The sequence below is a fragment of the Pseudovibrio exalbescens genome (genome assembly GCF_028737195.1).
GTDB lineage: Bacteria > Pseudomonadota > Alphaproteobacteria > Rhizobiales > Stappiaceae > Pseudovibrio > Pseudovibrio zosterae.
In genome coordinates, this window is record NZ_JAQZAJ010000004.1 from 282,157 (window position 1) to 307,578 (window position 25,422).

The 25,422-nt window shown below is 59.4% G+C and carries 23 protein-coding genes; 15 read left to right on the forward strand and 8 right to left on the reverse strand.

Features of this window, described 5'->3' with window-relative positions:
- Nucleotides 1-509 precede the first annotated feature (509 nt).
- The gene (locus PUV47_RS13640; RefSeq protein WP_274219125.1) at nt 510-1,409 is read right to left on the reverse strand and encodes a DMT family transporter; all 900 of its coding nucleotides are present in this window, start codon (nt 1,407-1,409) and stop codon (nt 510-512) included.
- 167 nt (nt 1,410-1,576) lie between these two features.
- Here PUV47_RS13640 and PUV47_RS13645 point away from each other — a divergent pair, with 167 nt between their 5' ends.
- Nucleotides 1,577-2,434 (forward strand): helix-turn-helix domain-containing protein, encoded by an 858-nt coding sequence (locus PUV47_RS13645; RefSeq protein WP_274219126.1) that lies wholly within the window; start codon nt 1,577-1,579, stop codon nt 2,432-2,434.
- A gap of 22 nt (nt 2,435-2,456) precedes the next feature.
- Here the strand turns inward: PUV47_RS13645 and PUV47_RS13650 are convergent, their stop codons facing one another.
- The 3 genes from PUV47_RS13650 to PUV47_RS13660 all read right to left on the reverse strand — a co-directional run bounded on the left by PUV47_RS13650 (nt 2,457) and on the right by PUV47_RS13660 (nt 4,822).
- Nucleotides 2,457-2,891 carry a TM2 domain-containing protein gene (locus PUV47_RS13650; protein WP_274219127.1) on the reverse strand — a complete coding sequence of 145 codons (435 nt, stop codon included), beginning with the start codon at nt 2,889-2,891 and terminating at the stop codon, nt 2,457-2,459.
- Nucleotides 2,888-3,238 (reverse strand): TM2 domain-containing protein, encoded by a 351-nt coding sequence (locus PUV47_RS13655; protein ID WP_274219128.1) that lies wholly within the window; start codon nt 3,236-3,238, stop codon nt 2,888-2,890. The genes PUV47_RS13650 and PUV47_RS13655 overlap by 4 nt, the downstream gene beginning before the upstream one ends.
- Nucleotides 3,239-3,502: 264 nt before the next feature.
- Nucleotides 3,503-4,822, reverse strand: coding sequence for a ubiquitin-like protein (locus PUV47_RS13660; RefSeq protein ID WP_274219129.1), 1,320 nt, complete (start codon nt 4,820-4,822; stop codon nt 3,503-3,505).
- Between the two features lie 196 nt (nt 4,823-5,018).
- Here PUV47_RS13660 and PUV47_RS13665 point away from each other — a divergent pair, with 196 nt between their 5' ends.
- From PUV47_RS13665 to PUV47_RS13720, 12 genes are all read left to right on the forward strand, one after another.
- A complete protein-coding gene (locus tag PUV47_RS13665; RefSeq protein WP_274219130.1) occupies nt 5,019-5,387 on the forward strand; it encodes a helix-turn-helix domain-containing protein in 369 nt (122 codons plus the stop codon).
- 204 nt (nt 5,388-5,591) lie between these two features.
- Entirely contained in the window at nt 5,592-6,734 is a 1,143-nt protein-coding gene (locus PUV47_RS13670) for a hypothetical protein (RefSeq protein WP_274219131.1), read from the forward strand.
- Nucleotides 6,731-7,219 (forward strand): hypothetical protein, encoded by a 489-nt coding sequence (locus PUV47_RS13675; protein WP_274219132.1) that lies wholly within the window; start codon nt 6,731-6,733, stop codon nt 7,217-7,219. Before PUV47_RS13670 ends, PUV47_RS13675 begins: the two co-directional genes overlap by 4 nt.
- Before the next feature lies 1 nt (nt 7,220).
- Complete coding sequence (locus tag PUV47_RS13680) at nt 7,221-7,823, forward strand: hypothetical protein (protein WP_274219133.1); 603 nt, start codon at nt 7,221-7,223, stop codon at nt 7,821-7,823.
- Between the two features lie 304 nt (nt 7,824-8,127).
- A complete protein-coding gene (locus PUV47_RS13685) occupies nt 8,128-9,366 on the forward strand; it encodes a GNAT family N-acetyltransferase (RefSeq protein ID WP_274219134.1) in 1,239 nt (412 codons plus the stop codon).
- On the forward strand, nt 9,363-10,043 hold the full coding sequence (locus PUV47_RS13690) for a hypothetical protein (protein WP_274219135.1): 681 nt from the start codon (nt 9,363-9,365) through the stop codon (nt 10,041-10,043). The genes PUV47_RS13685 and PUV47_RS13690 overlap by 4 nt, the downstream gene beginning before the upstream one ends.
- Entirely contained in the window at nt 10,040-11,302 is a 1,263-nt protein-coding gene (locus PUV47_RS13695) for a hypothetical protein (RefSeq protein WP_274219136.1), read from the forward strand. Before PUV47_RS13690 ends, PUV47_RS13695 begins: the two co-directional genes overlap by 4 nt.
- Entirely contained in the window at nt 11,299-12,414 is a 1,116-nt protein-coding gene (locus tag PUV47_RS13700) for a lipid II:glycine glycyltransferase FemX (protein ID WP_274219137.1), read from the forward strand. Before PUV47_RS13695 ends, PUV47_RS13700 begins: the two co-directional genes overlap by 4 nt.
- 3 nt (nt 12,415-12,417) lie before the next feature.
- Nucleotides 12,418-13,692 carry a lipopolysaccharide biosynthesis protein gene (locus PUV47_RS13705; RefSeq protein ID WP_274219138.1) on the forward strand — a complete coding sequence of 425 codons (1,275 nt, stop codon included), beginning with the start codon at nt 12,418-12,420 and terminating at the stop codon, nt 13,690-13,692.
- Between the two features lie 186 nt (nt 13,693-13,878).
- Entirely contained in the window at nt 13,879-14,598 is a 720-nt protein-coding gene (locus tag PUV47_RS13710; protein ID WP_274219139.1) for an ABC transporter ATP-binding protein, read from the forward strand.
- A gap of 4 nt (nt 14,599-14,602) precedes the next feature.
- Entirely contained in the window at nt 14,603-16,966 is a 2,364-nt protein-coding gene (locus tag PUV47_RS13715; protein ID WP_274219140.1) for an FtsX-like permease family protein, read from the forward strand.
- 4 nt (nt 16,967-16,970) lie between these two features.
- Nucleotides 16,971-18,200 carry an efflux RND transporter periplasmic adaptor subunit gene (locus PUV47_RS13720; protein ID WP_274219141.1) on the forward strand — a complete coding sequence of 410 codons (1,230 nt, stop codon included), beginning with the start codon at nt 16,971-16,973 and terminating at the stop codon, nt 18,198-18,200.
- A 4-nt stretch (nt 18,201-18,204) separates the two neighbouring features.
- On the opposite strand, the gene PUV47_RS13725 is transcribed toward PUV47_RS13720, so the two are convergent.
- From PUV47_RS13725 to PUV47_RS13735, 3 genes are all read right to left on the reverse strand, one after another.
- Nucleotides 18,205-19,818, reverse strand: coding sequence for a Na/Pi cotransporter family protein (locus tag PUV47_RS13725; protein WP_274219142.1), 1,614 nt, complete (start codon nt 19,816-19,818; stop codon nt 18,205-18,207).
- 219 nt (nt 19,819-20,037) lie between these two features.
- On the reverse strand, nt 20,038-20,409 hold the full coding sequence (locus tag PUV47_RS13730; protein WP_274219143.1) for a VOC family protein: 372 nt from the start codon (nt 20,407-20,409) through the stop codon (nt 20,038-20,040).
- A 222-nt stretch (nt 20,410-20,631) separates the two neighbouring features.
- Nucleotides 20,632-22,254 (reverse strand): MBL fold metallo-hydrolase, encoded by a 1,623-nt coding sequence (locus PUV47_RS13735; protein ID WP_274219144.1) that lies wholly within the window; start codon nt 22,252-22,254, stop codon nt 20,632-20,634.
- 149 nt (nt 22,255-22,403) lie between these two features.
- Between PUV47_RS13735 and PUV47_RS13740 the strand changes: the two genes are divergently transcribed.
- Both PUV47_RS13740 and PUV47_RS13745 read left to right on the forward strand, forming a co-directional pair.
- Nucleotides 22,404-23,399 (forward strand): zinc-dependent alcohol dehydrogenase family protein, encoded by a 996-nt coding sequence (locus PUV47_RS13740; protein WP_274219145.1) that lies wholly within the window; start codon nt 22,404-22,406, stop codon nt 23,397-23,399.
- 162 nt (nt 23,400-23,561) lie between these two features.
- The gene (locus PUV47_RS13745) at nt 23,562-24,095 is read left to right on the forward strand and encodes a hypothetical protein (RefSeq protein WP_274219146.1); all 534 of its coding nucleotides are present in this window, start codon (nt 23,562-23,564) and stop codon (nt 24,093-24,095) included.
- Between the two features lie 79 nt (nt 24,096-24,174).
- Here the strand turns inward: PUV47_RS13745 and PUV47_RS13750 are convergent, their stop codons facing one another.
- Nucleotides 24,175-25,050 (reverse strand): DMT family transporter, encoded by an 876-nt coding sequence (locus tag PUV47_RS13750; protein WP_274219147.1) that lies wholly within the window; start codon nt 25,048-25,050, stop codon nt 24,175-24,177.
- Nucleotides 25,051-25,422 lie beyond the last annotated feature (372 nt).

The following is a 25,422-nucleotide window of genomic DNA, read 5'->3' on the forward strand; positions in this document are numbered from 1 at the left end:
CGAGTTGGCCCGGATAATTGAGGGATACCCGGTCTTGTTAGCACAACAGGTCGATGTTGATGCAGCAGAGAGTGCAAACGCCTTTCATAGAGCTCTTCAAAGGCTTCGCGGCGATATCAACTCGCGGCCTTCTTGCGGGATAAGCGTTCCAACAGAGTGAGATACGAGAAACCCCCGGTGGTCATAGGCCCTTTCGAGAACAGCTTTCACGGTTCAGCGTACCGTTTGCCATGCCCGATCCAAGAACCTTTAGCGCATGGCGGATGACGATCTACTGATGGCCGTAAAGACGAGGCCCGATGAAACTCTCTCGGAGATTATGAGTCATCTGCATGAGGCATACGCTTTAGGAGCGTCGATCCCTTCTGCCGATCACCTCCTTGCCCGCAACGCCCGCCCAACACACCATGACCGTCATACCGGAGAAGCGCGGTGCGTCGGCGAAGGGGCTCTTTGCTTTGAGTTCAAAGCACAGAAGAGCCCCCATCCCTCTGTTCTGGCCCCTGCCCTTACTCCGCTGGAGCAAGGCGGCGGCGGGAGAACAGCCCCTGTGGCGAGAACATGACCACATTGCCGAGCAAAGCCAGACACAAGCCCAGACCGTTGATCCAGCTCCAGGTGTAGCCCTCGAACACGGTGGACAGCGCCAGCGCGATGATGGGAAACAGCACGGTCGCATAGGCGGCCTTGGCAGAACCGAGACGCGCAACCATCATCAGATAGGTCGTAAAGCCAACAACCGATCCGAAAACCGCCAGATAGATCAGCGCCCCCAAGTAAGTGATCGTGGGCGGCGTGACAATCTCCGTGCCGCTGATCCAGATGAGCGCCAGCAACACCGCCGCGCCATAGGGCATGCCCCAGGCGTTGGCCTGCACAGGCGTCAGGCCTGTGGAAGAGTTGCGCCGTGACACCATGTTGCCGAGGGAAAACAAAAGTGTTCCGGCAAGGGCGCAGGCAATGCCGATGAGGGTATCGGTGCTGGCAGAAATCGTCAGTTCCTGCGCAAACAGCAGCGTTAAGCCGAGCACGCCCAAACTGCCAGCAAAAACGGTCTTGCCGGTTATGCGGTCGCCAAAAAACAGGCGGGCATTGAGCGCGTTGAAAACCGTGGCGAACGAAAATACAACGGAGATGACACCGGATGGTACATGTTCTGCCGCCATGTAGAACATGATGAAATTGAAGGAAAACAGGCACAGGGCCTGCATTAAGATCCAGGGTTGCTCGCTGCGTTGAGGCAGTTTCAAACGCCCCATGAGGACAAGGCCAATCAGGAACACAAGTCCGGCAAGGGCAAAACGATAAAACACAGAAACGAGGACCGGGACCGGCCCGACCTGCAGGGAAATGGCAATCCAGGTGGAACCCCAGATCAGCACCGTGACAGCGAATAACAGCGCGTTCATGCTTACTCCAATAAATGACTGCTTCCACATAGCCACATCCAGTGCAGCAGTTTTGCATGATCTTGCGGTATTCGACCAAAGCGTGTGCACATGTCGGTTTGCGCTGCGATGGCGGTGCTCTATAGTTTTTTTGCCCAGTCATGAAGAAAGCATCTTGAAGTCCAGCCATGCGCGCCCCTCAGCCCGTCTCCCGTTTCTTGTCCAGCTCGCCGTGCGCCCGCCTTGTGGGTGCGATGGACCTGGGTGCTGACCGTTCAACGGCGATTTGGCGCAATCAGGACGACCATATGCTCTACACGGCACCGAAGGGGCACACGTTCAGCTTCTACCTGCAAAACGGAACGGGCACGCGCCGCGTTGACAGCGTGTCGGCGCGCGGTTGGGAAGGTGCTGTTGTGGTGCTGCCGGAGGGCTGCACTTCTGAATGGGAGATCACGACACCGTTCGAGTTCATTCATCTTTACCTGAGCGATGAGGAACTCCGCCGCCTCTACTTCGAGACGTTCGACAAGGACGCGCGGCTCATGAATTTGACGGACCTGACCTATTTCGAAACCCCAGCGCTGTCGCAGGGTTTTCGGGCTCTGCACCTGGCCTCTGTGCATGGGGCGGCAGGCCACGCGGATGAGGCGATCAGCGAAATCGTGCACGCTTTGTTTTCCGACGGGCGAGCGCTGAGCGAACACAAAAAACAGCTCAGTGGCGGTTTGTCGCCGCGCAAGCTCTCTCTGCTGCGGGAGTTCATGGACGCGCATCTGGGCCGGCCCGTAACCTTGCGCGAGCTGGCGGCAGAGGTGGACATGAGCGAGTTCCATACCCAGCGCAGCTTTCGGGCCTCAACCGGCGTGTCTCCGGCAGGCTGGATGGTGCGCCGTCGGATTGAACGGGCCAAAGAGATGCTGCGCGCAGGTGAACCCATGGCGCAAATCAGCGAAGCCTGCGGCTTTGCCAATCAGAGCCATTTTTCCCGCAGTTTCAAGCGGGCGACGGGGGCGAGCCCCAAGGATTTTCTAAGGTGTCTTTGAGGAAGCCGCTAGGAGAGAACTCCTAGCGGGAACTGGGAATGGCCACGAGGCGTCCCTTGCCATCCTTGGCTTTGCCGCAGATCAGCAAAATGAACACCCAGGAGGTGTGAATGAAATCTGCGATAAAAAACGCAAATCCGAACAGCAGCTCTACGTCGCTCGGGTTGCTGCTGACGAAAAGCAGCACGAGCCAGCCCAGAAACAGTCCAAGGTCGACGAGACCATGAACAATGTTGCCCATGTAGAAATGATGGATGCCAATCATGCCAAACACGCCGCACAGGGTAACGGACACGCCGTAGCTCTTTGGGCTGATGTCGGCATTGCCCGCCAAGGTGCGTTTTGGCTGGGGGGCACCACATTTCGGGCAGGTTGGGGCAGCAAAGGCGATTTTTTGCCCGCAATAGGTGCAAAAGCTCCACCCGTTGTGGAGTGGAGCTTGAGGAACAGTGCTCATCGGTTGAGCGGCCGACCCTGCTTGTCCTTGAAGGACCCAACAATGATCATGATCAGGTCAATGAAAGACCAGATACCTAAACAACCGAAAGTGATGAGCTGCAAAATGCCGGTGCCGATTTTGCCAACATAGAAGCGGTGAATGCCGAATATGCCAAAGAACAGGCAGAGCAGCAGCGCTGCAACAAATGACTTGTTGGAGGTTTCTGGACCAGCCAAGGCATTTGGTGCACCACATTTTGGGCAGTTCGGTGCTGTCTGAGCCATGCTCTGACCGCAAGTGTTACAATAGATCATATGCGCGCCAGCAGCTGGTGCTGCGGCAAGCGTTTCAGTTTCGGTAGTCATGAGGGAGCCCCTAATTTTACTAGTGTTGGTCCCAGTGAACGCCGGGACATGTGCTGCTAGCACACGTTATTTGACCACCAAAGCCCTAATTCACCCGAGTCATGTAATTTTCAGTTGAAACTCTGGTCGTTCGTTAAGATATCATGAACAAAAGTATTAAAACGCATCATTTGATCATGCCGTAACGGTCAGCCAATTAAGGTTAGACCATTACGCAAAGGGAGCCCCGCGGTCCCTGAAGGGGCGCGCGGCCGGTTGCCTGCCTTAGAACCGCCGGGCCAGAGACAAGGTCGCGGAGGTGCGTTCAAGATCGCCGACGAACTCGTAGGCTACTTTTGCCGCAACAAGGCCCGCACCATTGGCGAAATTGTACTTGATGCCTACATTTGCGCCTGCACCGCAATCTGAGCTGCCCGAGCCTTCATGGGTCATCTCGCAGATTGCCCGCGCGCCGACAAAGCCGTATTTGGCATTGAGCGTTTCATCCCGCTCTCCCCATGGCATGGCAAAACGCATCTCCGGCTCCAGAGCAATCCGTGTCAGTGTCACGCCGCTGACGTCTATCTTGCCCGTTGTGCTGCCATCGAGCGTATCAAAGGGAACTTTGTCCAGATCCGAGGTGCCACTCACCACAGAAAGCTGCGGAATGATGCTGAAGCCATCCCAATTGCCCCGGCCAGAGAGTGTGGCACCAGCCAGATAACGGGCGCTAACTTCCTCCGTTTCAATGGCAATGCTGTCGGCTTCCAAATCGAAGCGGTTGTAATCCAGCCCTACGGAACCAAAGGCCCCGATGGTGATTTTCTGCGTCAGCCGTGACACGCCATAAATGCCGAGGCCGCCGCCAACCCGCGTTGCGTGGCCTTTATAGGTGCCGTCGATGTGCGACTGGCTGCCATCCACGCTCATATAAAGCGCGAGGGCGGAGCGCTCGGAAAAATGCCGTTCTATCGCGGCGCGCATGTCGAAACGCCCGGTAAACGTGCCTTCCGAGTTGCCCTCGATTTCGAAGTCTCCGCTGACAATCGTGTGGTAGAGGTCGCCCGCGTCTGCCGCAAAGAAGTTGGCGAACGCGTGGGCTGCGCTGCCATTTTTACTGGCAAAGAAGTTCGTCAGGTAAAGGCCCTTGTTTGGCTGCAAGGCCCCGGACAATAGCCGTGTTGACGCCCCTTGAAGCATGGTCTTGCTTTCGCCCATCTGGTAGCGCAGGTCGGCCCCAAGCTCGTTCTCGATGAGAGTGACAGCGGATTTGCTTTCGCTGTCCAGGCTCCCTTCTTCCCCAGGCGTTGCTTTTACGGTCAGAACGAGGACGGCTTCTTTCTTGATGTTATAGTCGGAGAGTGTCCGGCCATCCTCTAGTTCTGTCCCGCCGAAGCTGAGGATTTGGTCCTCGGGGTCGATGTCCTCCATGTCGCTGATTTTCGTCTTCACGTCTTCGATGGAATCTGAGGATTCCACATCAAGCGTGATGATCTTGCCGCCGGGAAGGCTTGCGAATATCTGCATGGCATGGGCTGACGCGATGCCACCGAAGATGAAGAACATGAACACACTCAGGCGCAGGATACTAACAGGATAACGCATTGCTCTGCCATGATTTGGTCAAGGTTATGGTTCGAGCACTACCTGCAATTCCCTTAGAAAAGATTAGTAAAATTCACCAATATTTGCCACGCTGGTCCAGCGTTTGATGGAGGAAGCGCAGTATGCGCCCTTCACCAAACGCCAGTTTCTGCGTCTTTCCTTCATGCTCTAGATGGATGCGGGTGGAGAAAGACGCATGAGACCGTTGCCAGCGCCCACTGCGGATGCACAAGCCCGAAAGGCCCGCGAACGCCCCGTTTCTCTGGTCGGCCCCAAGGCACGCCCCCAAATGGTGGATCTGACTGACAAAAGGGAAGCGGCTCATTGGGGCGAGCGCTTGCAAGCCATTTCCCATGCGCAGGGGTGGACCAAGCAACTGTCATTGGCCAGTGCGCTGAATGTGGATGTGAGCACGGTGTCGCGCTGGCTTCGGGGCGGCAAGGTTTCTGTTGAACACTTGATCGCCCTCTCTGAACTCCTGAATGTTTCGCTGGATTGGCTCCTGCTGGGGCGCGGCACCCCAACAGGTGACCGAACTGATCAAGCCCCCTATGACCCGCAATAGCTGCATGTCACATGACGAAAGCACGCCTGTTTTCTCTCATGGCTCCTTTCGCGTTCCGCATCCGGTTACCAAGCTGTTTCAGTAGGCTCTAAATTTTGATGGGTGCTTCACGCAAGGCTTTTGCATGAAACGCAACCGGTTGCAGCTTCAAAAATACCACCTGAACTGGTGTCATGGCAAAAAACCACGATAAGGACACCTGGCTTGCCATCATCCCCTCCTGCCCTTTTCGAGTTTGAGGTCTATCAGGCGTTTCAGAGCCTGCCTGAAGCTTTGCAGCCCCTGCTCGACCTGCTGGACCCGCTCTCCAAGACCGTGGCGAGCTTCAGCGGCATCCTCTCTGACACCAAGGGCATAACCACACAGCTTCAACAGATTGCGGCTGAAGTCACCACCATCGAAGGGCTGCTAACGGCCGTGGATGAGGTGCCCATTGTGGGCGAAGCCACTGCGGCGCTTCAGGCAGTGATGCCGGAGATTACCGAGGCTCTCGACGGCCTTACTGGCACGATGAACGAAACCATTGAACCGATCGTGACAACGCTTGGTGCGGTGCTCAGTGAGCTGTCTGCGGCGCTCGACATCCTGAAAGAGTTCGTGGGTGATGCCGCTGACTTTTCCGGTGATTTCGCCAAGGTTTATGGATTGGTGGGGCTCGCGGAGACGGTGCTGCACGATGTTGCCGCCGTGATGGGGCCAGATGCTTTGCGCGCCCCCGCTCGTGACCTGGAAAGCGCCCTTGGCACGGCCCTGAAGGTGACCAACACGGACTTGGTGCCACTGGCACTGGCCCTTGGCCGTTTTTCTCAAGCCTTGAAACCGTTGAACAAAAGCCTGAGCGCTGATCTGAAGAGCGTTCAGCCTGCCCTCGACAGCGTCAAAGGGGATCTGGACAGCGTGCTGAGCAAGCTGGAGGACGTGACCTCGCCGCTGCGCACCTTGGAAAACGCCATTCCCGGCGGGTCGGCGCTGACGAACTGGATTGGCGACGGCATCAGCTGGTTGACCGACAAGATTGGTGCGTTGATCCCTTCCTCGCTGAAGAAAGAGGTGTTTGGGCCCATTGAGAACGATGTTCTGAACTGGCTGAACCTGAAGCCGCTGGAAGACGCGCTGACCGCCATCGGTGTATCTGACCTTCAAGCGCGCCAGAGGGACGTTACCCCCGATCAGGCAAACCAGGCCAAATCTCAATGGCAGGGTATTGAAGGCGCGTTTCATCAGGCGAACCTCAGCCCGGCCACGCAATCAATCGAACAGGTGGCGGCAGGCCTGCTGAAGTCGGTGATCTCCGGCCCTGTGCAGGCCGGGCCGCAACAGCGGCACCAGAAAGGGGCCGGCTCATGAGCGCGCCTCGACCAGCCCTCCGCCAAGGTGTGGCCCGCACAGCGCCCTTGGTTCTTCGCGGTTATTACAATGGGTTGATCCGCTTGGCGTTTCTTTCTGGCGCCTATCACATTTCTGCGCCGTTGACCGTGTTGGAGCTACGGACGGAGCGCGACGTGCTTTTGGCCCACCCCGCACTGAAGGGCACCAATGGCTGCACCCCGACCCTTGAAACTCTGCAGGCCCATGGCCAACAGGCCCACGGGCTGGCCCATGCAATGGCGCGGGGGCTGGGCCTAAAGGCAGCTGGCCACCTTGGCCTGAGCCTGTTGGCGAGAACGCCGTTTGCAGCCGCGGTGCCCGTGACGCAGGAGGCCTTGAAGCTGGGGCTTGAGCGTCAGATCACACTCCTTTTTGCTGCCCGCACACTTGCGCGCGGCCTCCTGCCACCTGTCAGGGGTGGCTTTTCACAACCTCAAAACAAACCAACAAAACCAGAGGTCTGACATGCACGCACAACCCCAGAACCACACGGCTCCGCACAGCCAGAACCACACCCCCGCCGCGGCGCACCCCATGCCGAAGCCACAGCCGCCGCAACAGCCGAAAGCAGCAGGGCCTGCTGCGCCAGATGCGACCGAATGGCGGTCCATCAAGAACGATCTCGATCTGGCCAAAGGCATTCTGGATGAGGCCGCGACCGTTGTGCCCAATCTGGTGCCCGCTGGTGAAGCCCGTGAGATCACCATGGCGGTGTTGTTTGCGCTGCGCGACATTTGCACCAGCGTGGATCAGGAGCTTGCAAAAACGCTCATGGGCCGGACAAAGCAGAGCGACGAAATCGACACCCTCATCTCCGGTGCCCTCGCCAACGTGAAATCCAGCAATATGATCCTGAACTTTGCTCTTCCGCTTCTGGGCAAGCTGGCGGGGCTGTTGATTGGCAAGATGAATGTCTCACCCTACCTGCAGGCGGTGCTGGTTGGCGTCTTGGAAGGGGTTGCTCAGCTCTTGCAAGAGCCTGCCTTGCAGAAGGACCTGAGCAACTTTCCCGTGCTTGGCGAGATTGAAAGCTTCCTTGGGGGCGGCACCCAGCACAAGGCAGCGTGACCTTGGCCCGCACCCGGCCTCATCGCAGTCGCTGGGTGCGCGGTTGCCGGGTGTGCGGTGGGCGATGTCTTTCCGCCACCTGACAAAAGCCGTTGGTTGTGAACCTGTTAGCCTTCTCGCACGCGTGCGAGTTGCACACCGAAAGGCTTCCTTAACCATGCCCGCCAACTTCAGCTGATAACCCTTTGAAACAGGAGCCCTGACAACTTCTTAGTAATTTCATCACTGAAATAATTATTAGGTTAAAACAACGACTTCTATCGACTCGGGGCAATCATTGAGTGTGTTGGCGCTGGATACGGGCATGAGCGCCCAAAAACAGCCTGACTTGGTGCAAGGCAGCGCGGTTTCGCTGGGAACCGTGAAGGGCTTTCACGTGTCCATTCGAAAGCACTGGCAAGAGGTGCGGGCTGACTGGCAGGCCCTGCTGGCAGTGGCGCAAACCTGTCCGTTTCAAGAAAGCGGTTGGATGGCGGCTTGGTGCGAGCTGACTGCCTCCCATCACCACGCCCCGCTCCTGTTCGTGATGGTTCACGACGGGCCAGAGCTTTTGGGCATGGTGCCGCTTCATGAACGCCGGTTTGCGGGCCACAAGGTGCTGGCTTGGCAGGGCGATGATGTCAATGATTACTGCGCGCCCCTTGTTGCGCCGCGCTTGTTTGAGGCCATGACCGCGCAGGACTGGGAACAGGTTCTGCAACGGGTTGCCAGCCATGTAGGCGGCGTTCACGGGGTGTTGCTGCGAAGCCAGCCTGCCGTTTTGGGCGGACGGACCAACCCTTTTGCCCAGCTTGGCAGCCATCAACAGACGGGCATTGCCCACCATCTGGCCGTTGAGTGGCCGTGGCCCCGATTCTACGCCGGACTGCGGGGCAAGAACACGCGCCGACGGCTTGCGCAGAAACACCGCAAACTGAAGACCAACGGGCCTGTTCATCTGCGAGGTTTACGCCGGGCGTGTGACCGGGCAGCTGCCGTGGCCCTGATGCTGCGGTGGAAAGCCGACCAACTGGATGAGCGCGGGAGCCGGAACCCGTTTCGCACCGCGTGCGGCGCGCCAACCAAGCTGACCGAGCACCTGCAAGCCGCAGTGAACCAGCCGGAAGCCCTTGGCTCCATGCGGGTTTATGGTTTGTTTGTGGGAGAGCAGATGATTGCAGGCTTTCTGTGCTTTGCCGAGAACAAACGCCTTTCCGTGCTCATCAACGCGTTCAACAAGGACGCCTACCGCGAGCACTCACCGGGACAACTGCTCCTGATCCAGACCATGGAGCTGGCAGCGCGCGCGGGCATCACACACTATGACCTGATGCGCGGCGATGAGGCCTACAAGCGCGAATGGGCAAGAGATCATACCATCCTGATTGACAGCATGCTGCCGATAACCTTGCGCGGTCAGGGGCTTGCGCTGCTGCACAAGGTGACACAGCGGGCCAAGCGCGCGGCGCTGAAACGCCCCCGTGTCATGGCTTTTCTGTATGCAGCAAACAGAGCCAGCCGCCATATGCAACGGGCGCTGCTGGGCCGGGAAAAAGACGCATGAGAACACGTGCCCCCTTCTTGTTTGGCCCGTTGACCGGCAAGGCCAAGGCAGCGCTGGCAGGGGTTCTTGTCGGGTTTACCGGCCTGCTTCTTGGCGCAGTGTTCATTCAGCCATGGGCCGAGCCCAAATGGATGTTTCTTGATGCGCTGACAGCGGCGGAGCTTTCAGGCGATTGCTGCCACGTTTACTACGGCTTTATCTCCAATCTTGGCATCATGTTGTGGTCCGGTACGGCGGCAGCATGCCTGATCGCGGCTTGTTGTCTTTATGCCGCCAAGGCCTCGGCCCCGGCGCTGCGCTTTGCCGTGTGCGCTAGTGTTTTCACCGGATGGCTCGCGCTTGATGATGCATTTCTTCTGCATGAACTGGTGCTGCCCTCCCTTGGCCTGCCGCAAGCGCTAGTGCTTGGCGTTACTGCCGGGCTGGCGCTGCTTTATGTGGCCTTGAACTGGCGTTTGATCCTCTGTCAGGAGTGGTGGGTGCTCGCCCTCGGGGTGGGCGGCCTTGCCATATCCGTTGCGGTGGATCAGGTGTTTCACAGTCTGTCGCCGGTTCTGGTCTATCTGGAAGACAGTGCCAAGTTCTTCGGCATCGTGTGCTGGGCCGGTTTTCACCTGATGACCGTTTTTCTGCTGCTCACCGAGCTTTTGACAGACCGGCAAGGAGCGCGTTCATGACCGCTGATCGACATCGCATTCTGCTGCTTGGCAACTATCGGCCCACGCTGACCTTGGTGCGCACCCTCGGTGCTGCCGGGCACCACCTGACCGTGGGGCTGGAAGGCAGCGACGGCGGGGCAGAGTTCAGCCGCCATGCCAACGCCACATGGGACCACCCCAGCCTGCTGAAGGACGAAGACGCATTCCTGACAGCACTGGAGGCCTATGTAGCGCGCAATCAGATTACGCTGCTGTTTCCGGTTTCAGAAGAGTTCGTGACCTGCTTCGTGCGCCACCGGCAGCGGGTGGAAGCCCTTGCCCCTGTCGCCATGATGGAGCCGGAGCTGGTCTCTGCCTGTCTGGACAAGGTGGGCATGATGCAAAGATGTGTCCGTCTTCAGGTGCCGTGTGCGCCGTTTGCGCTGGCCCGCTCGGCGGAGGAGCTGCAAGCTGCCTGCGATACACTCGGTTTTCCGCTGGTGGTGCGCCCGGAACTTTCCACCCAGCGGCTTGGCGGCAAGAAAGCGGTGACGCTGCACACGGCGCAGGAAGTGGACGCTCTTGTGGCGCTGTGGCACAACCGCAGCTCTGCCCTGGTGCTGCAACAGCACTTCAGTGGGCGGCGCTACAACCTTTATTTTGCAGCGGAAAAGGGTGTTCTGACCCGCCATGTGCAGGCCGTCATTTTGCGCACGGACAGTCCGGACGGCTCTGGTCTTGCGGTGGAGGGAGAGACAATTCCCCCGCTGGAGCCGCTGCGCACCTATACCATGCGCTTGATTGCGGATCTTGAGTATGACGGCATCGGCTGTGCCCAGTATCTGGTGGACGAGCGCACGGGCGCGATCAGCTTTCTGGAAATCAACGCGCGTATTGCTGGCAACCTGAATGTGCCAGAAGCTGCGGGCCTGGCTCTGGGGCCTTTGCTGGTGAGCAAGGCGCTTGGGGTGCGGACCACCGCCCACCCCGTCGCTTCTTTGACAGAGGGGCGTACGGGCATGCGTTATGTCTGGGTTTCAGGCGAGCTGCTGGCGGCAATTGTTGCGCAGATGAAAGGCGAAATCGGCTTTGCCACAATGGTCAAGCGCTTTGGCGTGGCGCTTGGCAGCGCGTTCCGTGCCGACCTCCACATGGTGTGGAGTTGGAAAGACCCCCTGCCCGCGCTGGTGACACTGTGGCGGCTGATGCCGTCGCTTTCCGGTGTTAAGCGTCGTTTAAAGAAGCTGTTTTTCAAGCAAGAGGAAAGCCGGGAGAAAGACAGGCAGGTGAGCCCGTGAACACACTTTCTCTAGCCCGGCGAGCAGCATGTGCGCAAACCGCAGCCGTGGAGCTGGCAGCCCTTTCCCCTGCTGACTGGGACGGGCTTTTGAGCGGTTTTGACGATGCGCTCCATGAGCAATCTGCCGCGTTCTTGCAGGCGCGATGGGGTGCCCATCGCTGTGCCTTTTTCAAGGTGAGCCAAGGCGGCCAAGTCCTTGGCGGTGCAGGTGTTGTTCTGTTGAAGATGCCCGTGATCGGCGGCGGCCTTGCCATCGTCAAATGGGGCCCTGTTTGGCGCAAAGCGGGTGAGCCTGCTGACCCGGCGCGGCTTGAGACAGTTCTTTCAGCTTTAAAGGCGGAACTTTGCGGGCGTCGGCGGTTGCATCTCACCGTGATGCCACGGGCGGAGCCTTCGTGGCCGGGCGCGGCCGTTGAGGCGTTGGAGCGGCTGGGCTTCCGTGGCGGGGCAAAACTGCCCGCGCCCGCTCGTTACTTTGTAAATGTGGACCAGCCCTTGAGCGGCCTGCGCCAATCGCTCTCGCAAAAATGGCGATACAACCTGAAGAAAGCAGAGAAAAACGCCTTCTCCGTGCGCTTGACCGACGCCGATGAGGGGCTTGCTCCTTTCATGGCGCTTTATGAGGAGATGCTGGCGCGCAAGGGCTTTTCCGACCATTCCGCGATTGCGACCTTGCCTGCATTTTGCCAAAGCGCACCGGCGGCCTTGCAGCCAATCTTTGTGCATGTAGAACACAGCGGCAGGTTATGTGCCTCAGCGGTTATTCATCGTTGCGGTGATACCGCCGCTTACCTTTATGGCGCAACCAGCGATGACGCGCTGACCTTACGGGCGGGCTATGCCCTGCACTGGGCGGTGGCAGAACGGCTGTGCGCGGACCTAGCCATCAAGTGGTATGACCTTGGGGGCAACGACCTTGACGCCGGCCTGCATCAGTTCAAGAGCGGTTTTCTTGGCAAGACCGGCGTGCAGATGGAATGCCCCGAGGACTATCATTTCAGCGCCAGCCTCAAGGCGGCGCTCGTTGCGCGTGGCGTTTTTTCCCTGCGCCGGGCCAAGCAGCAGACCGATCGTCTCCTGTCTGCGCTCAAAACACGCACTGGGCGCTAGGCCATGAAGATTTCCACCTTGCTGCAAAGGTTTACCTCGCTCTTTGCCCTGCGCCTGTTTGGGGCGGTGCTCATGTTTGGCGCGAACCTTTTGATTGCCCGGATGTGGTCTGGCGAGGTGTTGGGGCTGTTTTCCTTGCTGCTTGCGGCAAACGCGGTGATGGCGCAGCTGATCGGGCTTGGCTTTTCTTCCATCGCCACGGTGCTTGCCTCTCGTTTCAAGGCAACGGATCAACTGGCAAAACTGCGCGGCCTGTGCCGGGATACGGGCCAGCTTCGGGCGCTGGTAACTGTGCTCGTGCTGCCCCTCGGCGCGGCCTATCTGACGTGGGCAACGCCCCTTTCCGGTATGGGTTTGTGGGCAACAGCCGCCGTGTTGGCGCTGTCTGCCTACGCCATCGCCTCTCTGTCGTTTTTCGGTGCGGTATTGGTGGCGTTTGACCAGCAGGTCCGCGCTGCCTTGCCGGAAGTGGCCTTTCGTCCCCTGTTGTTTGCGGGTGCGCTCCTTGGAGCCAGTGCCCTTTCCTGGCCGCAAAACGCTTCGGGCCTGTTTTTCCTGTTTGCCGTTGCCAATGTGGCGGCGCTGTTGCTGAGCCGGACTTTCGTGCGTCGCTTTGTGCCCCTTGGAAGCGGCCCGCCAGACAACACCGAGCGGCCAGAATGGCGCCGGTCCGCCCCTCCATGGGTGGTGACCACGCTGGTCTGGGACTTTTTCATTGAGGTGCAAATCCTGTTGGCTGGGCTGTTGCTCTTGCCCGCAAAACAGGTGGCCATGCTGCATGTCTGTTTTCGCTTGCGCTCTCTGGCGGGCTTTGGAATGCGTGCGCTTTACATGCTTTTGCTGCCGCGGGTTTATGAGCAGCACGCCAAGGGGCTGAGCACCACCAAAGGCATCTTGCAGATACAGGGCCTTGGAGCGCTTTACGGATTGGCCGTCCTTGCGGGGTGCGTGCTGTTGGGCGAGTGGGTGCTCGGGCTGTTCGGTCCCGCGTTTGAAGAGGCTCTGCCGGTGCTTCTTGTGGTATGCGCCGTCATCTTTTTCCGTGGGGTGTTCGGTCCAGCCTCAGCGCTGCTGGCCATGCACGGACAACACCGGCTTCCATCGCTGGTCATGGTGATGTGCCTTGTGGGGTCAGCGGCCTCCGCGCCGTTTGCCGTGAACCACTTGGGCATGATGGGCATCGCCCTCGGCTACACCTTCTGGAGCGCGCTTGGCACCGCCGTGCTCTATGGTTTGCTTTTGATGCAGCCAAGGACCGAAATCGCGAAGGCCTCGTGAGCAGTGAACCTGCGCTGAGCGTCGGATGCAGGCTGCAAAACCCTTGTCTGTGCTGTTTGCGTGCCCGAGCAGAATCGATTCTACTTGACCGAATCGTCAACTCGGGTGCTTAGATGACCATCTGGTCATAAATGACGAGTTGCCCGCCGCCCGAGACGTCGGTCTAACAGATCCGGAACCATCGCAATGCCGCAGAACGCCGTTCCTCTTGCCTTCCGAACCACGGGCCTTACCAAGGTTTATGGGGAGGGCGAGGCCGCCGTACACGCGCTGCGCGGGGTGGATCTGGAGATCCCCAGCGGCGAGATCGTTGTTCTGCTTGGGGCCTCTGGCAGCGGAAAATCGACCCTTCTCAACATCATTGGCGGGCTGGACCGCGCCAGCGATGGCACAGCATATTTCGAAAACGATGAGCTAACGGCCATGAGCGATGCGGAACTGACCGCCTATCGCCGCGAGCACGTGGGCTTTGTGTTTCAGTTCTACAACCTCATGCCCAGCCTGACCGCCTATGAGAATGTGGAGCTGGTTACCGAGATTGCCGATGATCCCATGGCGCCAGAGGACGCGTTGGCACTGGTGGGCCTCAAGGAACGGGTCGACCACTTCCCGGCCCAACTTTCCGGCGGCGAGCAGCAGCGTGTCGCGATTGCGCGGGCGATTGCCAAAAACCCCCGCGTGTTGTTTTGCGATGAGCCGACCGGTGCGCTGGACAGCACCACAGGGCGCACGGTGCTGGAGGTGCTCAAGGAGGTCAACGAGAAGCTGGGGGCCACGGTGCTGATTGTAACCCACGCGGCCAACACTGCCGCCATGGCGGACCGCGTGATCCACTTTGCAGATGGGGCCATTCGTGAAGTGACCAAGAACACCCACAAACTGACACCCGACCAGATTGAGTGGTGATGCCATGAGCCCGCTCAACAAGAAACTGGGACGCGATCTGTGGCGGATGAAGGGACAGGCCCTTGCCATCAGCGCCGTGATTGCCACGGGCGTATTGCTGCTGGTGATGATGTCCGGCATCGTGACTTCGCTGGACCAGACGCGCCTTGCCTACTATGAGCGCAACCGGCTTGCCAACGTGTTTGCGCCGGTGGTACGTGCCCCGCTGCACATGCTGCGCAACCTCGCAGAAGTGCCTGGCGTTTCTGCGGTGGAAGGCCGGGTCAACGGGTCGGCTCTGGTAGACATCAAGGGGCTGGACTTGCCCATCCGGGCTCAGGCGCTGTCCGTGCCAGACGCAGGGCCGCCTCGGCTGAACCTGCCGGACCTGACCGCCGGGCGCTGGCTGGCCCGCAACCGGGCCGACGAGATCCTGCTGTTGAACAGCTTTGCAAGAGCCCACGGGCTTGAACCCGGGGACACTTTGTCTGCCACCATGAACGGCGCGCGGCGCACCTTTCACATTGTTGGTCTGGTGCACTCGCCCGAGTTTCTCTACACCGTTGCGCCCGGTGAGCTGGTGTCCGATGACAGCCGGTTTGGGGCGCTGTGGATGAACGAAACCGCCCTCGCAGCCGCCTATGACATGAAAGGCGCCTTTAACGAAGCCCTGCTGACCCTGTCGCGCTCCGCCAATGAAACGGCGGTACTCAACGCAGTCGACCGCATTCTGGAGCCCTATGGCAGCCGGGGCGCGTATCTGGTCAAGGATCACACCTCCAACCGCTTCGTGATGGAGGAGATCTACAGCATGCGCTCAACCAGCCAGACAGTGCCGCCGCTGTTCATGGCCGTGGCGGCGTTTCTGCTTTACATCGTCATCTCGCGCATGGTGCAGGCAGAACGGGAGCAGATTGGCCTGCTCAAGGCCTTTGGCTACACCAGTTTTGAGGTGGCACTGCATTACTTCAAGCTGATCCTCATCATTTCGGCAGGTGGGGCGGCGATGGGCTGCGTGCTCGGCACAATGGCCGGGCGCGGCATGGTGGACATCTACCTTGAGTACTACAAGTTCCCCCTGCTGGTGTTTCGGGTGGAACCTGCCTCGTTCCTCATTGGGGTGCTCTCCAGCGTATTGGCCGCCTCGGCGGGCGGTTTCATTGTGCTGAGGGGTGTCTTTACGCTGACCCCAGCGGTGGCCATGCGCCCCCCTGCCCCGGCAGACTACAGCCGCTCCGGCCGGATTGGCGCTTCCCTCAGCCGCCTGTTGGACCAGCCAAGCCGAATGGTGCTGCGCCGACTGACACGGCAGCCGGGCCGCATGCTGGGCTCCACGCTCGGCATTGCTGCGGGCATGGCGCTGGCTGTTGCCATGATCTCGCTGTTTTCAAGCTTTGAAAAGACGTTGGATCTGACCTTCAACGTTCTGGACCGCAGCGATGTGACCGTCACCTTCACCGATCCCCTGTCGGATACGGTGATTTACGAGCTGCAGCGCCTGCCCCACGTGATTGAGGTGGAACCAACCCGAAGTGTCTCTGCAACCCTTCGCAACGGTGTGGAGAGCTATCGCGGCGGCGTCAACGGGCTGGTCACACAGCCGCGTCTGAACCGCGCCGTTGACAAGAACGAGGACGCGCTGACAATGCCGAGCGACGGCATTGTGCTTTCCAAGTCTTTGGCCGGGGAAATTCGGGCCGCCGTTGGCGATACCATTCAGGTGGATGTGCATGAGGGCCGCAGGCCAATCCTGTCCGTGCCGGTGGTTGGCATCACCGAAAGCTTGCTTGGCGCGCCTGCCTATATGGAGCTCTCTGCCCTGAACGAGGCCATGCGCGAGCCCGGCCGCGTGTCCGGTGCCTACCTGCGCATTGATGCAGCTGAAGCTGGGTTTGTCTATCGGGCTTTGAAAGACATGCCCTCCGTGGCCGGTGTAAGCCTCAAGGAAGATGCCCGGCAGGCCTTCATTCGTGTGATGAACACCGGCGCAGGCTCCATGCGGTTCATTATGGCGGCCATTGCTGGGGTGATCACCTTTGGCATTGTTTACAACGCGGCGCGCATTGCGCAGGCTGAACGGGGGCGCGACCTTGCCAGCTTGCGGGTCATTGGCTTTACCAAGGGCGAAGCCAGCTTTGTGCTTTTGGGCGAGCTGGCGGTTGTCACCTTGATGGCTCTGCCCCTTGGTGCGGTGTTGGGCTATTTTCTGACATACGGTGTTGCGGCGGGTTTCAGCACCGATATCTATCAAATACCTGTCGTTTTTGCGCCAAAGAGCTATGGCGGTGCAGCGTTGGCCGTGCTGGTTGCTGCGGCCTTTTCTGGCTGGCTGGTGAAACGCGACGTGGACCGGGCAGACATCATTACTGCTTTGAAGACAAGGGAGTAGCAGCGTGGCGAAGAAGAAACGTTCACGGCTCATTCTGACCACTGGGGCTCTGGTGTTGCTGGGCGCCGCGCTGACCTATTCGTTCTGGCCGCAGCCGACGCCGGTGGACATGGGCGTGGCCGAACGCGGCCCCATGGTGGTGACCATTACCGAAGAGGGCCGAACCCGTGTGCATGATGCGTATGTAGTGTCAACGCCGGTCACGGGCCGTCTGCTGCGTGTCGGGGTGTTGCCGGGAGACCCGGTGGTGCGCGGCGAAACGGTGGTGGCGCAAATGCTGCCCACCAACCCTTCTGCCCTGGATGTGCGCACCCGTGAGCAGGCCCGCGCGGCTGTAACGGCGGCTGAGGCGGCGCTGCGCGTGGCCCGTGCGGACCTTAACAAAGCCATTGCCGACATGGAGCTGCGCGAAAGCGACCTGAACCGGGTAAAGAAACTCATCGACTCGGGCACTGTCAGTCAGGTGGTTTATGAGCGCGCCCTGCGGGAAGCGCGGCTTGCCCAGGCCACAATGGATACGGCGGAGGCGGCCATTTCCATGCGCGAGGCGGAGCTGGCCAACACCCGTGCCCGGCTCATCAGCTTCAACGATCCGGCGCATGCCGCTCAGGTTGATGCCATGGAAGGCATACCGCTGTTCGCCCCGGCCACCGGGCGCATTCTGCAAGTGATGCAAAAGAGCGAAACCACCCTGCCCGTTGGCACACCCATCATGGAAATTGGGGATGTGACCAGTGATTTGGAAATTGTGGTGGAGCTTTTGTCAACGGACGCAGTTCAGGTCTCCGCAGGGGACCGGGTCATCATTGATGCCTGGGGCGGGGATGAACCGCTGAACGGCGTGGTGGACCGGGTAGACCCATGGGGCTTTACCAAGTTTTCCGCTCTTGGGGTGGAGGAACAGCGGGTCAACGCGGTGGTCCACTTTACCGACCCGGCCGAGACGCGGCAGAGCCTTGGCCACGGCTACCGCATCGAGGCGCAAATCGTCGTGTGGGAGAACGATAACGCCTTGAAGATCCCGTCCAACGCCCTGTTTCGTGATGGCACCAACTGGGCGGTGTTCGCCGTGGAAGACGGCATCGCCCGGCTGAAGACCGTGGAAGTGGGCCAGAACAACGGCATCCATGCTCAAATCCTCAGCGGCCTTGAAGAGGGCAATACGCTGATCCAATACCCCGCCTCCGGCATTGAAGATGGCCTCAAGGTCATCCCCCGGCATATGGGAGAGTGAAGCGCTAGTCCGCCTTCACCTCCAGTTCGGCTTCTCGTGAGGCAGAAGGGGCAAGCAAGGCTGGGCTGGAAAGTCCATTGAGATGAACCTTGATGCGCCAGAGGTGATAACTGACGCGGTGGAGCCAGCGCAGTCCGTCAAGGTGGCGCGCCGCATCTTCGTCACTGATTTCGCCGCTGACGGCCCGTGCGATGATGTTGTCTCGCTGTGTTTTTCGCTGGTGCCTCAAAAGGCTTCTCAAGTGGTTCAGTTCATCGGCACCGCGGCGATCTTCGTCCGGGGTCGCCAACAAACTGGCGCCCTTGGCCACAAGCCCTTTCAACCGGTGAAGCCGTGGATCTTCATCAAGAGCCTTGATGCGCTCTCGTTGGTCACAGCGGTATAACAGCCGCGCCAGATGATCTAGGGCATGAAACTGGGTGTTGGTTTGGCCAGCCAGAACCGGATCTTGCGGGGGCACGTTGATCCGGTCCAGATACCCGCGTGTTTCATCGAGCGCGCTCAGCAAACTCTCGCGGCTATAGGTCGGGCCGGTCCGCTCTTCCTCAAGGGCCGCGGCAAGATGGTCCGCCACCGCTTGCGTAAGCTGGGTCAGCGCAGCGCCCGCCTGATCCGCCGCCGTCTTGGGCTCTCGCAGCAAGAGCGGGTCCAGCGATTTTGTCAGGCTCTCGCCCTTTTCGGGCACCAGCCACTCCATCAGCCGGGCGAACGGCTTTGCGAACGGCAGAATGAGCACGACGCCGAGAACATTGAAGATGCTGTGAAAAGCAACAAGGGCGACTTGCCCGTTGCCATCTGCCACGAACTGCTCAACCCCTTTGGCGTATGGCACCAGCAGGAAGAACGCCATGACACCGGTGAGCACGTTGTAAATGACGTGTGCAAAGCCGGTGCGGCGCGCCATGGTGCCGCCCCCCAAGGTGGCAAGGGCGGCGGTAAACGTGGTGCCCACATCCATGCCAATGACCAAGGCCGCCGCTTGCGGGAAGTTGATCGCTCCTGCCCCCAGCGCCGCCAAGGCGGTCGCGACCCCGGCGCTTGAAGACTGGGTAACGAGTGTTATGACAATGCCGATGATGATCAGTTGAAGGCGGCCGAACAGCGTATCCTGCGGAAAATCCGTTGGCGTCACGATGCCCTGAAAAGCATCAAGGCCATCCTTCATGCTGTCGATGCCGATAAACAGCAGGCTGAAACCGGCCAGCGCCTTGCCAAAGCTCGCAAGCCGGCCCTTGCCCATCAGCATCATCAGGGCACCGACGAACACAAGCGGCAGCATCACTTCGCCAAGGTCCAGTTTGAAGCCAAGAACGGCAACAATCCAGCCAGTGAACGTGGTGCCGATGTTGGCACCGAAGATGATGCCAAGCGCTTGAGGAAAGGTGAGCAGCCCTGAAGCGACAAACCCGACCGCAGCCACTGTTGTGGCGCTTGAAGACTGGATGGTGGCGGTCGTTACAGCGCCGGTGACCGCGCCAGAAAGCGGGGTTGAGGTGAACCGGGCAAGCGCGGACCGAATGCTGGTGCCTGCCAATGAACGGCTGCCACTGGTGAGCAGGTGCATGCCCACCAGAAACAAGCCGATACCCCCAAGAGCCGACAGAAAACTGAGCACCATGACTGATCACCGCCTTGGTTCCGGCGTTGCCACGGAAGGCTGGCATGGTCAGGGGCAGCAAGCCGCCGCGGCGTAACGATCCATCAAGGGCCTTCACCAGAAGGCCCAGACATTGCTCTTAGTCTATGCCCATTCCCTTTCCAGAATATTGCCCAATGGTATTAGCAGGCTAATAAAACCTAGCGCCCTAGGTCTCGTCTGTGGCGCTCGCCTCAGGCTCTAGTCCAGAGGGCTGACGCGGATCATGTGACCGTCCGGATCGCGCACCATGAATGTGCGGCCAAAAACCTCCGTGACTGGTTCAAGAACAACGTCCAGATCAAGGCGCTCCTGCCACTCGGCATAAAGCCGGTCCACGTCATCTCCCGTTGGCATCATGATGCCGATCTCGCCATGAGCGGGTGCGCCGGGCTGTGGTGCTTCTGCGCCAGACCAGAGCGCAAACAGCGCCTTGCCTTCCACGCCAAAAGCCACGTAACGGGGCACCTCCATGACCGGCTCGTCGTTCAGCAGGGCCTTGTAAAATGCTGTAGAGCGTTCAATGTCAGACACATAGATCAATTGAAGGTTCGCTTTGACTGTTGTTGCCATTTCAGGCCTCCAAGTCTTTGTTTTACATGAATAAAAGAAGTTCAATTAAAGGTAGGAGGCAGGGGCTGCAGGCGCTCTTGCCCTCGACATCAAACCTACCAGAAGCCACGGATTGTGAAAGCGGCTGGCTGTAATAAGCTGTGAACAAATAGAGAACAATTAATATCTGGGGGCTTGGGGCTGGTGGGCGAAATGACAGGACATCAAAGCGCAAAATGGGGCTCAGGGCCGATGCTCTTCGAGCGCTCGCCGGATGCGGCGCAGCAACACGCGCCGCGCTTTGTCGTCTGGCGCATTGCGCAGTTCATCCTGCATGTCCAGCAGCAGCTCTTGAAAATCGTTGTTCCAATCCCCGTGTCCAAGATGCATTGGGGCAAGGCGTGGTGGCGGCAGCTCATTCAGCTTCAGTTCTGGTCCCTGTGGCGTCAAATCGTAGGCCACATCAAGGGTTGGCACGATCACCCGCCCCTCCGGCAGGAACCGGCCGACCCGTTGGTGCAGGGCTTTGATTGCCTGATCCTCCCCATGAACCAGAAACAGGCCACTTCGGATCGGCAACCGGGCCTTGATCCAAGCTTCCAGTTCGGGCGCATCAGCGTGGCCGGAGTAAAGGTCCAGCTTTCTGATATGAGCGCGCACGGCCAGCTCCTGGCCCTGAATGCGCACGGTGCTTGCCCCGTCTTCCAACACGCGGCCCAAGGTGCCCGCCGCCTGATAGCCCACCAGCAAGATGGTGCCCTCTTCCCGCCACAGCCAGTTTTTCAAGCGATGACGAATGCGCCCGGCCTCGCACATGCCGCTGGCGGAAATCACGATGTGGAACCCGTGCATGTGATCAAGGGCTTTGGATTGCTCCACCGTTTCGGTAAAGCGAACGTGGTGTGCTGTCATGGCTCGGTGGATCACATCGCCGTGCTCAAGTTCGTTGGCGTGGTCGTGGAAGATGGCAGAGGCCCGGGTCGCCAGCGGCGAGTCGATGATGATGGGGGCTTGCGGAACCTTGCCGCTGTCCATCAACCAGACCAGATCGGCCAGAAGTTCCTGTGTGCGTTCCACGGCGAACGACGGGATGATCAGCGCACCATCTGGCTTGTAAGCTTCCTTGACGATAGCGCGCAACATGCCGCGGCGCTGGCTCTCAGAGATTCCCAGCCGATCTTCATCGCCATAGGTGCTCTCGCAAATCACGTAGTCCCAACCGGACGGGGCTTCCGGATCATACTGCAGCAGCTTGTGGCCGGGGCCAATGTCACCGGAAAAGAGCAGGCGCACCCGTTGCTCGCTTTCTACCAGCTCCATTTCAATGGAGGCGGAGCCCAGCAGGTGGCCCGCGTTCCAAAACCGTATGCGGATGCCGTGGGCCACCGGTACCCATGTTTCATAGGGCTGGGAGACGAACTGGTGCAGCGTCCGCATGGCATCGGCAGCGGTGTAGATCGGCTCGACACGGCGGCGCCCGCGCCAACTGTTGCGCTTGTTAAGGTGCTGAACTTCCATTTCCTGAATGTGGCCGGAGTCCGGCAGCATGACAGAACAAAGGTCCCGCGTCGCCTCCGTGGCGTGGATCGGTCCGCCAAAGCCCGCCTTCACCAGCTTTGGCAGCAGGCCGGAATGGTCGATGTGGGCATGGGTCAGAATGACGGCATCCACGGCACCGGGGTCGAAGGGGAAGGCGCGGTAGTTCAGTTCCCGCTCCGTCTTCGAGCCTTGAAACATGCCGCAATCCACCAGCACTTTCGCCCGTTCCGTCACCACCAGAATGCACGATCCGGTGACGGTTTGAGCCGCGCCATAAAAGTAAAGGCTGACGGGACCGGAGGGCTGGGTCGTTTGGGGGTGTGCCATTGTCAGGTGCCTCCACTTGCCGCCGCGCACTGCGTTGCCTTAAGGTCAGGAAGACTTCAGCCCGCGAAGGAACGTGGGTGGAGACTACCATCTCCCCGCCTCCTTCCACCACTTGGCCAAGCGGCTAACGCCCATTCAAGGAGACTGCCATGAAAGCAATGGTGTTTCACGGCAAGGGAGAGCCCCTTACCTTGGAGAGCTGGCCAGACCCTGTCCCCGGCCCCGGCGAAATCCGGATCAAGGTGGAAGCCTGCGCTGTGTGTCGGACCGACCTGCATGTGGTGGATGGTGATCTGGACCACCCGAAGCTGCCGCTGATACCGGGGCATGAGATTGTGGGCCGGGTCGACCAGCTTGGTGACGGGGTGCGCGATCTGGCACTGGGGACGCGGGTTGGCATTCCGTGGCTCGGGCATACCTGCGGGTGCTGTTCCTATTGCGCGCGGCATCAGGAGAATCTCTGTGATGCCCCCTTGTTTACCGGCTACACCCGCGACGGTGGCTTTGCCACCCACACCATCGCCGATCGCGCCTATGCGTTCCCGTTGGACGAGGAGGCAAATGCCATTGATCTGGCACCGCTTTTGTGCGCGGGCCTTATTGGATGGCGGAGCTTGAAGAAGGCGGGAGAATCTCAGCGGGTTGGGGTTTATGGGTTTGGAGCAGCAGCCCACATCGTCACACAGGTTTGCCTGTGGCAAGGTCGGGAGGTTTACGCTTTCACCCGCGAGGGGGATGATCAAGCGCAGGCATTTGCCCGCTCCTTGGGGGCCACGTGGGTCGGCCCCTCAACGGCGCTGCCGCCAGTGGCGCTTGATGCGGTCTTGATTTTCGCCCCGGTTGGCGATCTCGTCCCGTTGGCCCTCAAAGCCGTACGCAAAGGCGGCCGCGTGGTGTGTGGCGGCATTCACATGAGCGACATTCCAGCCATGCCCTACGCGTTGCTCTGGGAAGAGCGGGAGCTGCTGTCCGTTGCCAATCTTACCCGTGAAGATGGGGAGGAGTTTTTCCCCATTGCGAGGAAAGCAGGCGTTAAAACGCATTGGGTCACCTATCCGCTCCAAGCCGCCAATCAAGCGCTTGATGATTTAAGGCGGGGCCGCATATCCGGTGCAGCGGTTCTTGTTCCCCCAGAGGCTCCTTAGTTCGGTGATGAACTTTCGCGGCAACCCGACTGCACTTAAAACGCCGATTCCTCACATTACTTGCAAGTTACGGTCAGTTACAGCTTGAGGTTGCCGATAAAAATGATGTAGAGCGCATATTTCACGGCGGTTTAAGCCAATATTGAAAATGGACTCAAACACATGAAGAAGACCTTTACCTTAGCGTTTGTGGGCGCTGCCATGATTTCAAGCGCAGCATCTGCACAAAGCGCATTTCTTGCGGACGCCAACGAGCTGTGCCTCAGCATCATTGAAGGCGCTTCCATCGAAGAAATGGGCTTCACCCCCTCGGCTGAAGCAACTGAAGTGCCGTTTATGACCGCGGCTTATGAAGGCAAATTGACCGGGGTTGATGTGCGCATTGACCTTGGCGAACGTTTTGGCGCGCCCATGTGCGACATCAACGCGCCTGAGGCAAGCGTTCAGGACTATGAAGCCATTCATGCTGATCTGGTCGACAATTTCGGCGTGCGCGGTGTGAACTATGACAACCCGTCCAGCTCTACCGGCTACCGTGGGGAGATCTGGGCTGACAAGGAAGCCATGTCTGGTCCAATCGAAGACATGCAAATTAACGGCACAGAGTTGACTTCGGTGTTCGTTCAATACGCAAAGTCCGGCTTCATGCAAACCGGGGGGCGCGCTGGCGTCATTGTTTCCTATCAAGCCCGTTAAGGTGCCTTGGCCGGCTGGTACATTCGAACCAGCCGGTTGCCCTTTTCGTGGAACCAGCGCCTGACACGCGCATAAATGTTCAACGGCCCTCGCGCACGTACATATAGGCCGCACAGGCGGCAATGATCATGGCACCCAAAATGGTCAGGTGGTCAGGATATTCCCCGAAGATCAATAGACCCGCCAGAGTGGCCCACAACAGACCGGTATAGTTGAAGGGCATGATCAGGGCGGCGGGCCCGGCTGCAAAGGCTTTCACCGAGCAGTATTGGGCCAGGCTCGAGACCAGCCCGATGGCAAAAATCATCACCCAGCCATCCAGATCGGGAGTGACCCAGACAAACGGCAGCACCGCGCAGGACAGCACGCCGCACAACAGCGCGGTATGGAACAACACGGTCATGGGCGTGTCATGGCGGTTGGCGATGCGGGTGAAGATGGCACCAAGGGCGAACGTCCCCACAGAGCCAAGGGCAAACAAGGTGCCCAGGCCCAATGTGGACAGGCCCGGTTTGACCACAAGCGCAGCGCCTATGCACGCCACCGCGATGCAGCCCCACGCGGTCCGGCCAACCCGTTCTCCCAGCATGGGGGCGCAAAGGGCGGTCACGACCATGGGGGAGATCAGGCTGATTGCGTGAAAGTCTGCCACGGGCATCAGCTGAAATGCGGCGACCGCCAGCGCGGTGGTAATGAACACCAGCAACGCGCGGGCATAGATGACAGTGGGGTTCTTTGGCCGGGCGATGGCAGGCATGCGCGGCAAGATAAAGACGAGCATCAACGCCAAATGTACGAAGAACCGAGCCCAGACCACCATCAAGACGGGGTAGTCCTGTGTCAGGTATCTGGCCATGGTGTCGACGCTGACGAACAACAGCATGCTGAGCGTCATGAGCGCCATGCCCTGAGCCGCGGACGCATCCGCGCGCACAGTGGTGTGCAAAGTGGTCATCACTTAATTTCCTGCGCCTATGCGCGGCCCACATGAACCTGCGTCTCCGCTACGGCACCTGAGCTGTTAGATTTTTGAGTTGCAGCAATGGCGGCGATTAAACCTAGAGAATTACGCCCAAGGTCCGCGCCGGGCGGCACCTTTACGTGAAAACATGATGATTTAAACTACGTATCAACACTCATCCTGCGAAGGGGTTAATGGTTGCCTGATATCCAAGAAATGGGGCGAATGATTCCAACAATTACGAAAACGAAAGCACATGATTCCACAGAAAGTGAATCACTCTCCATGGAGGCGCTCACAGACAGGTTGCTCGTGTGAATTGCGGAATAAGGCTTAAATATCAGAGATTTGCGCGAAATACTGCGG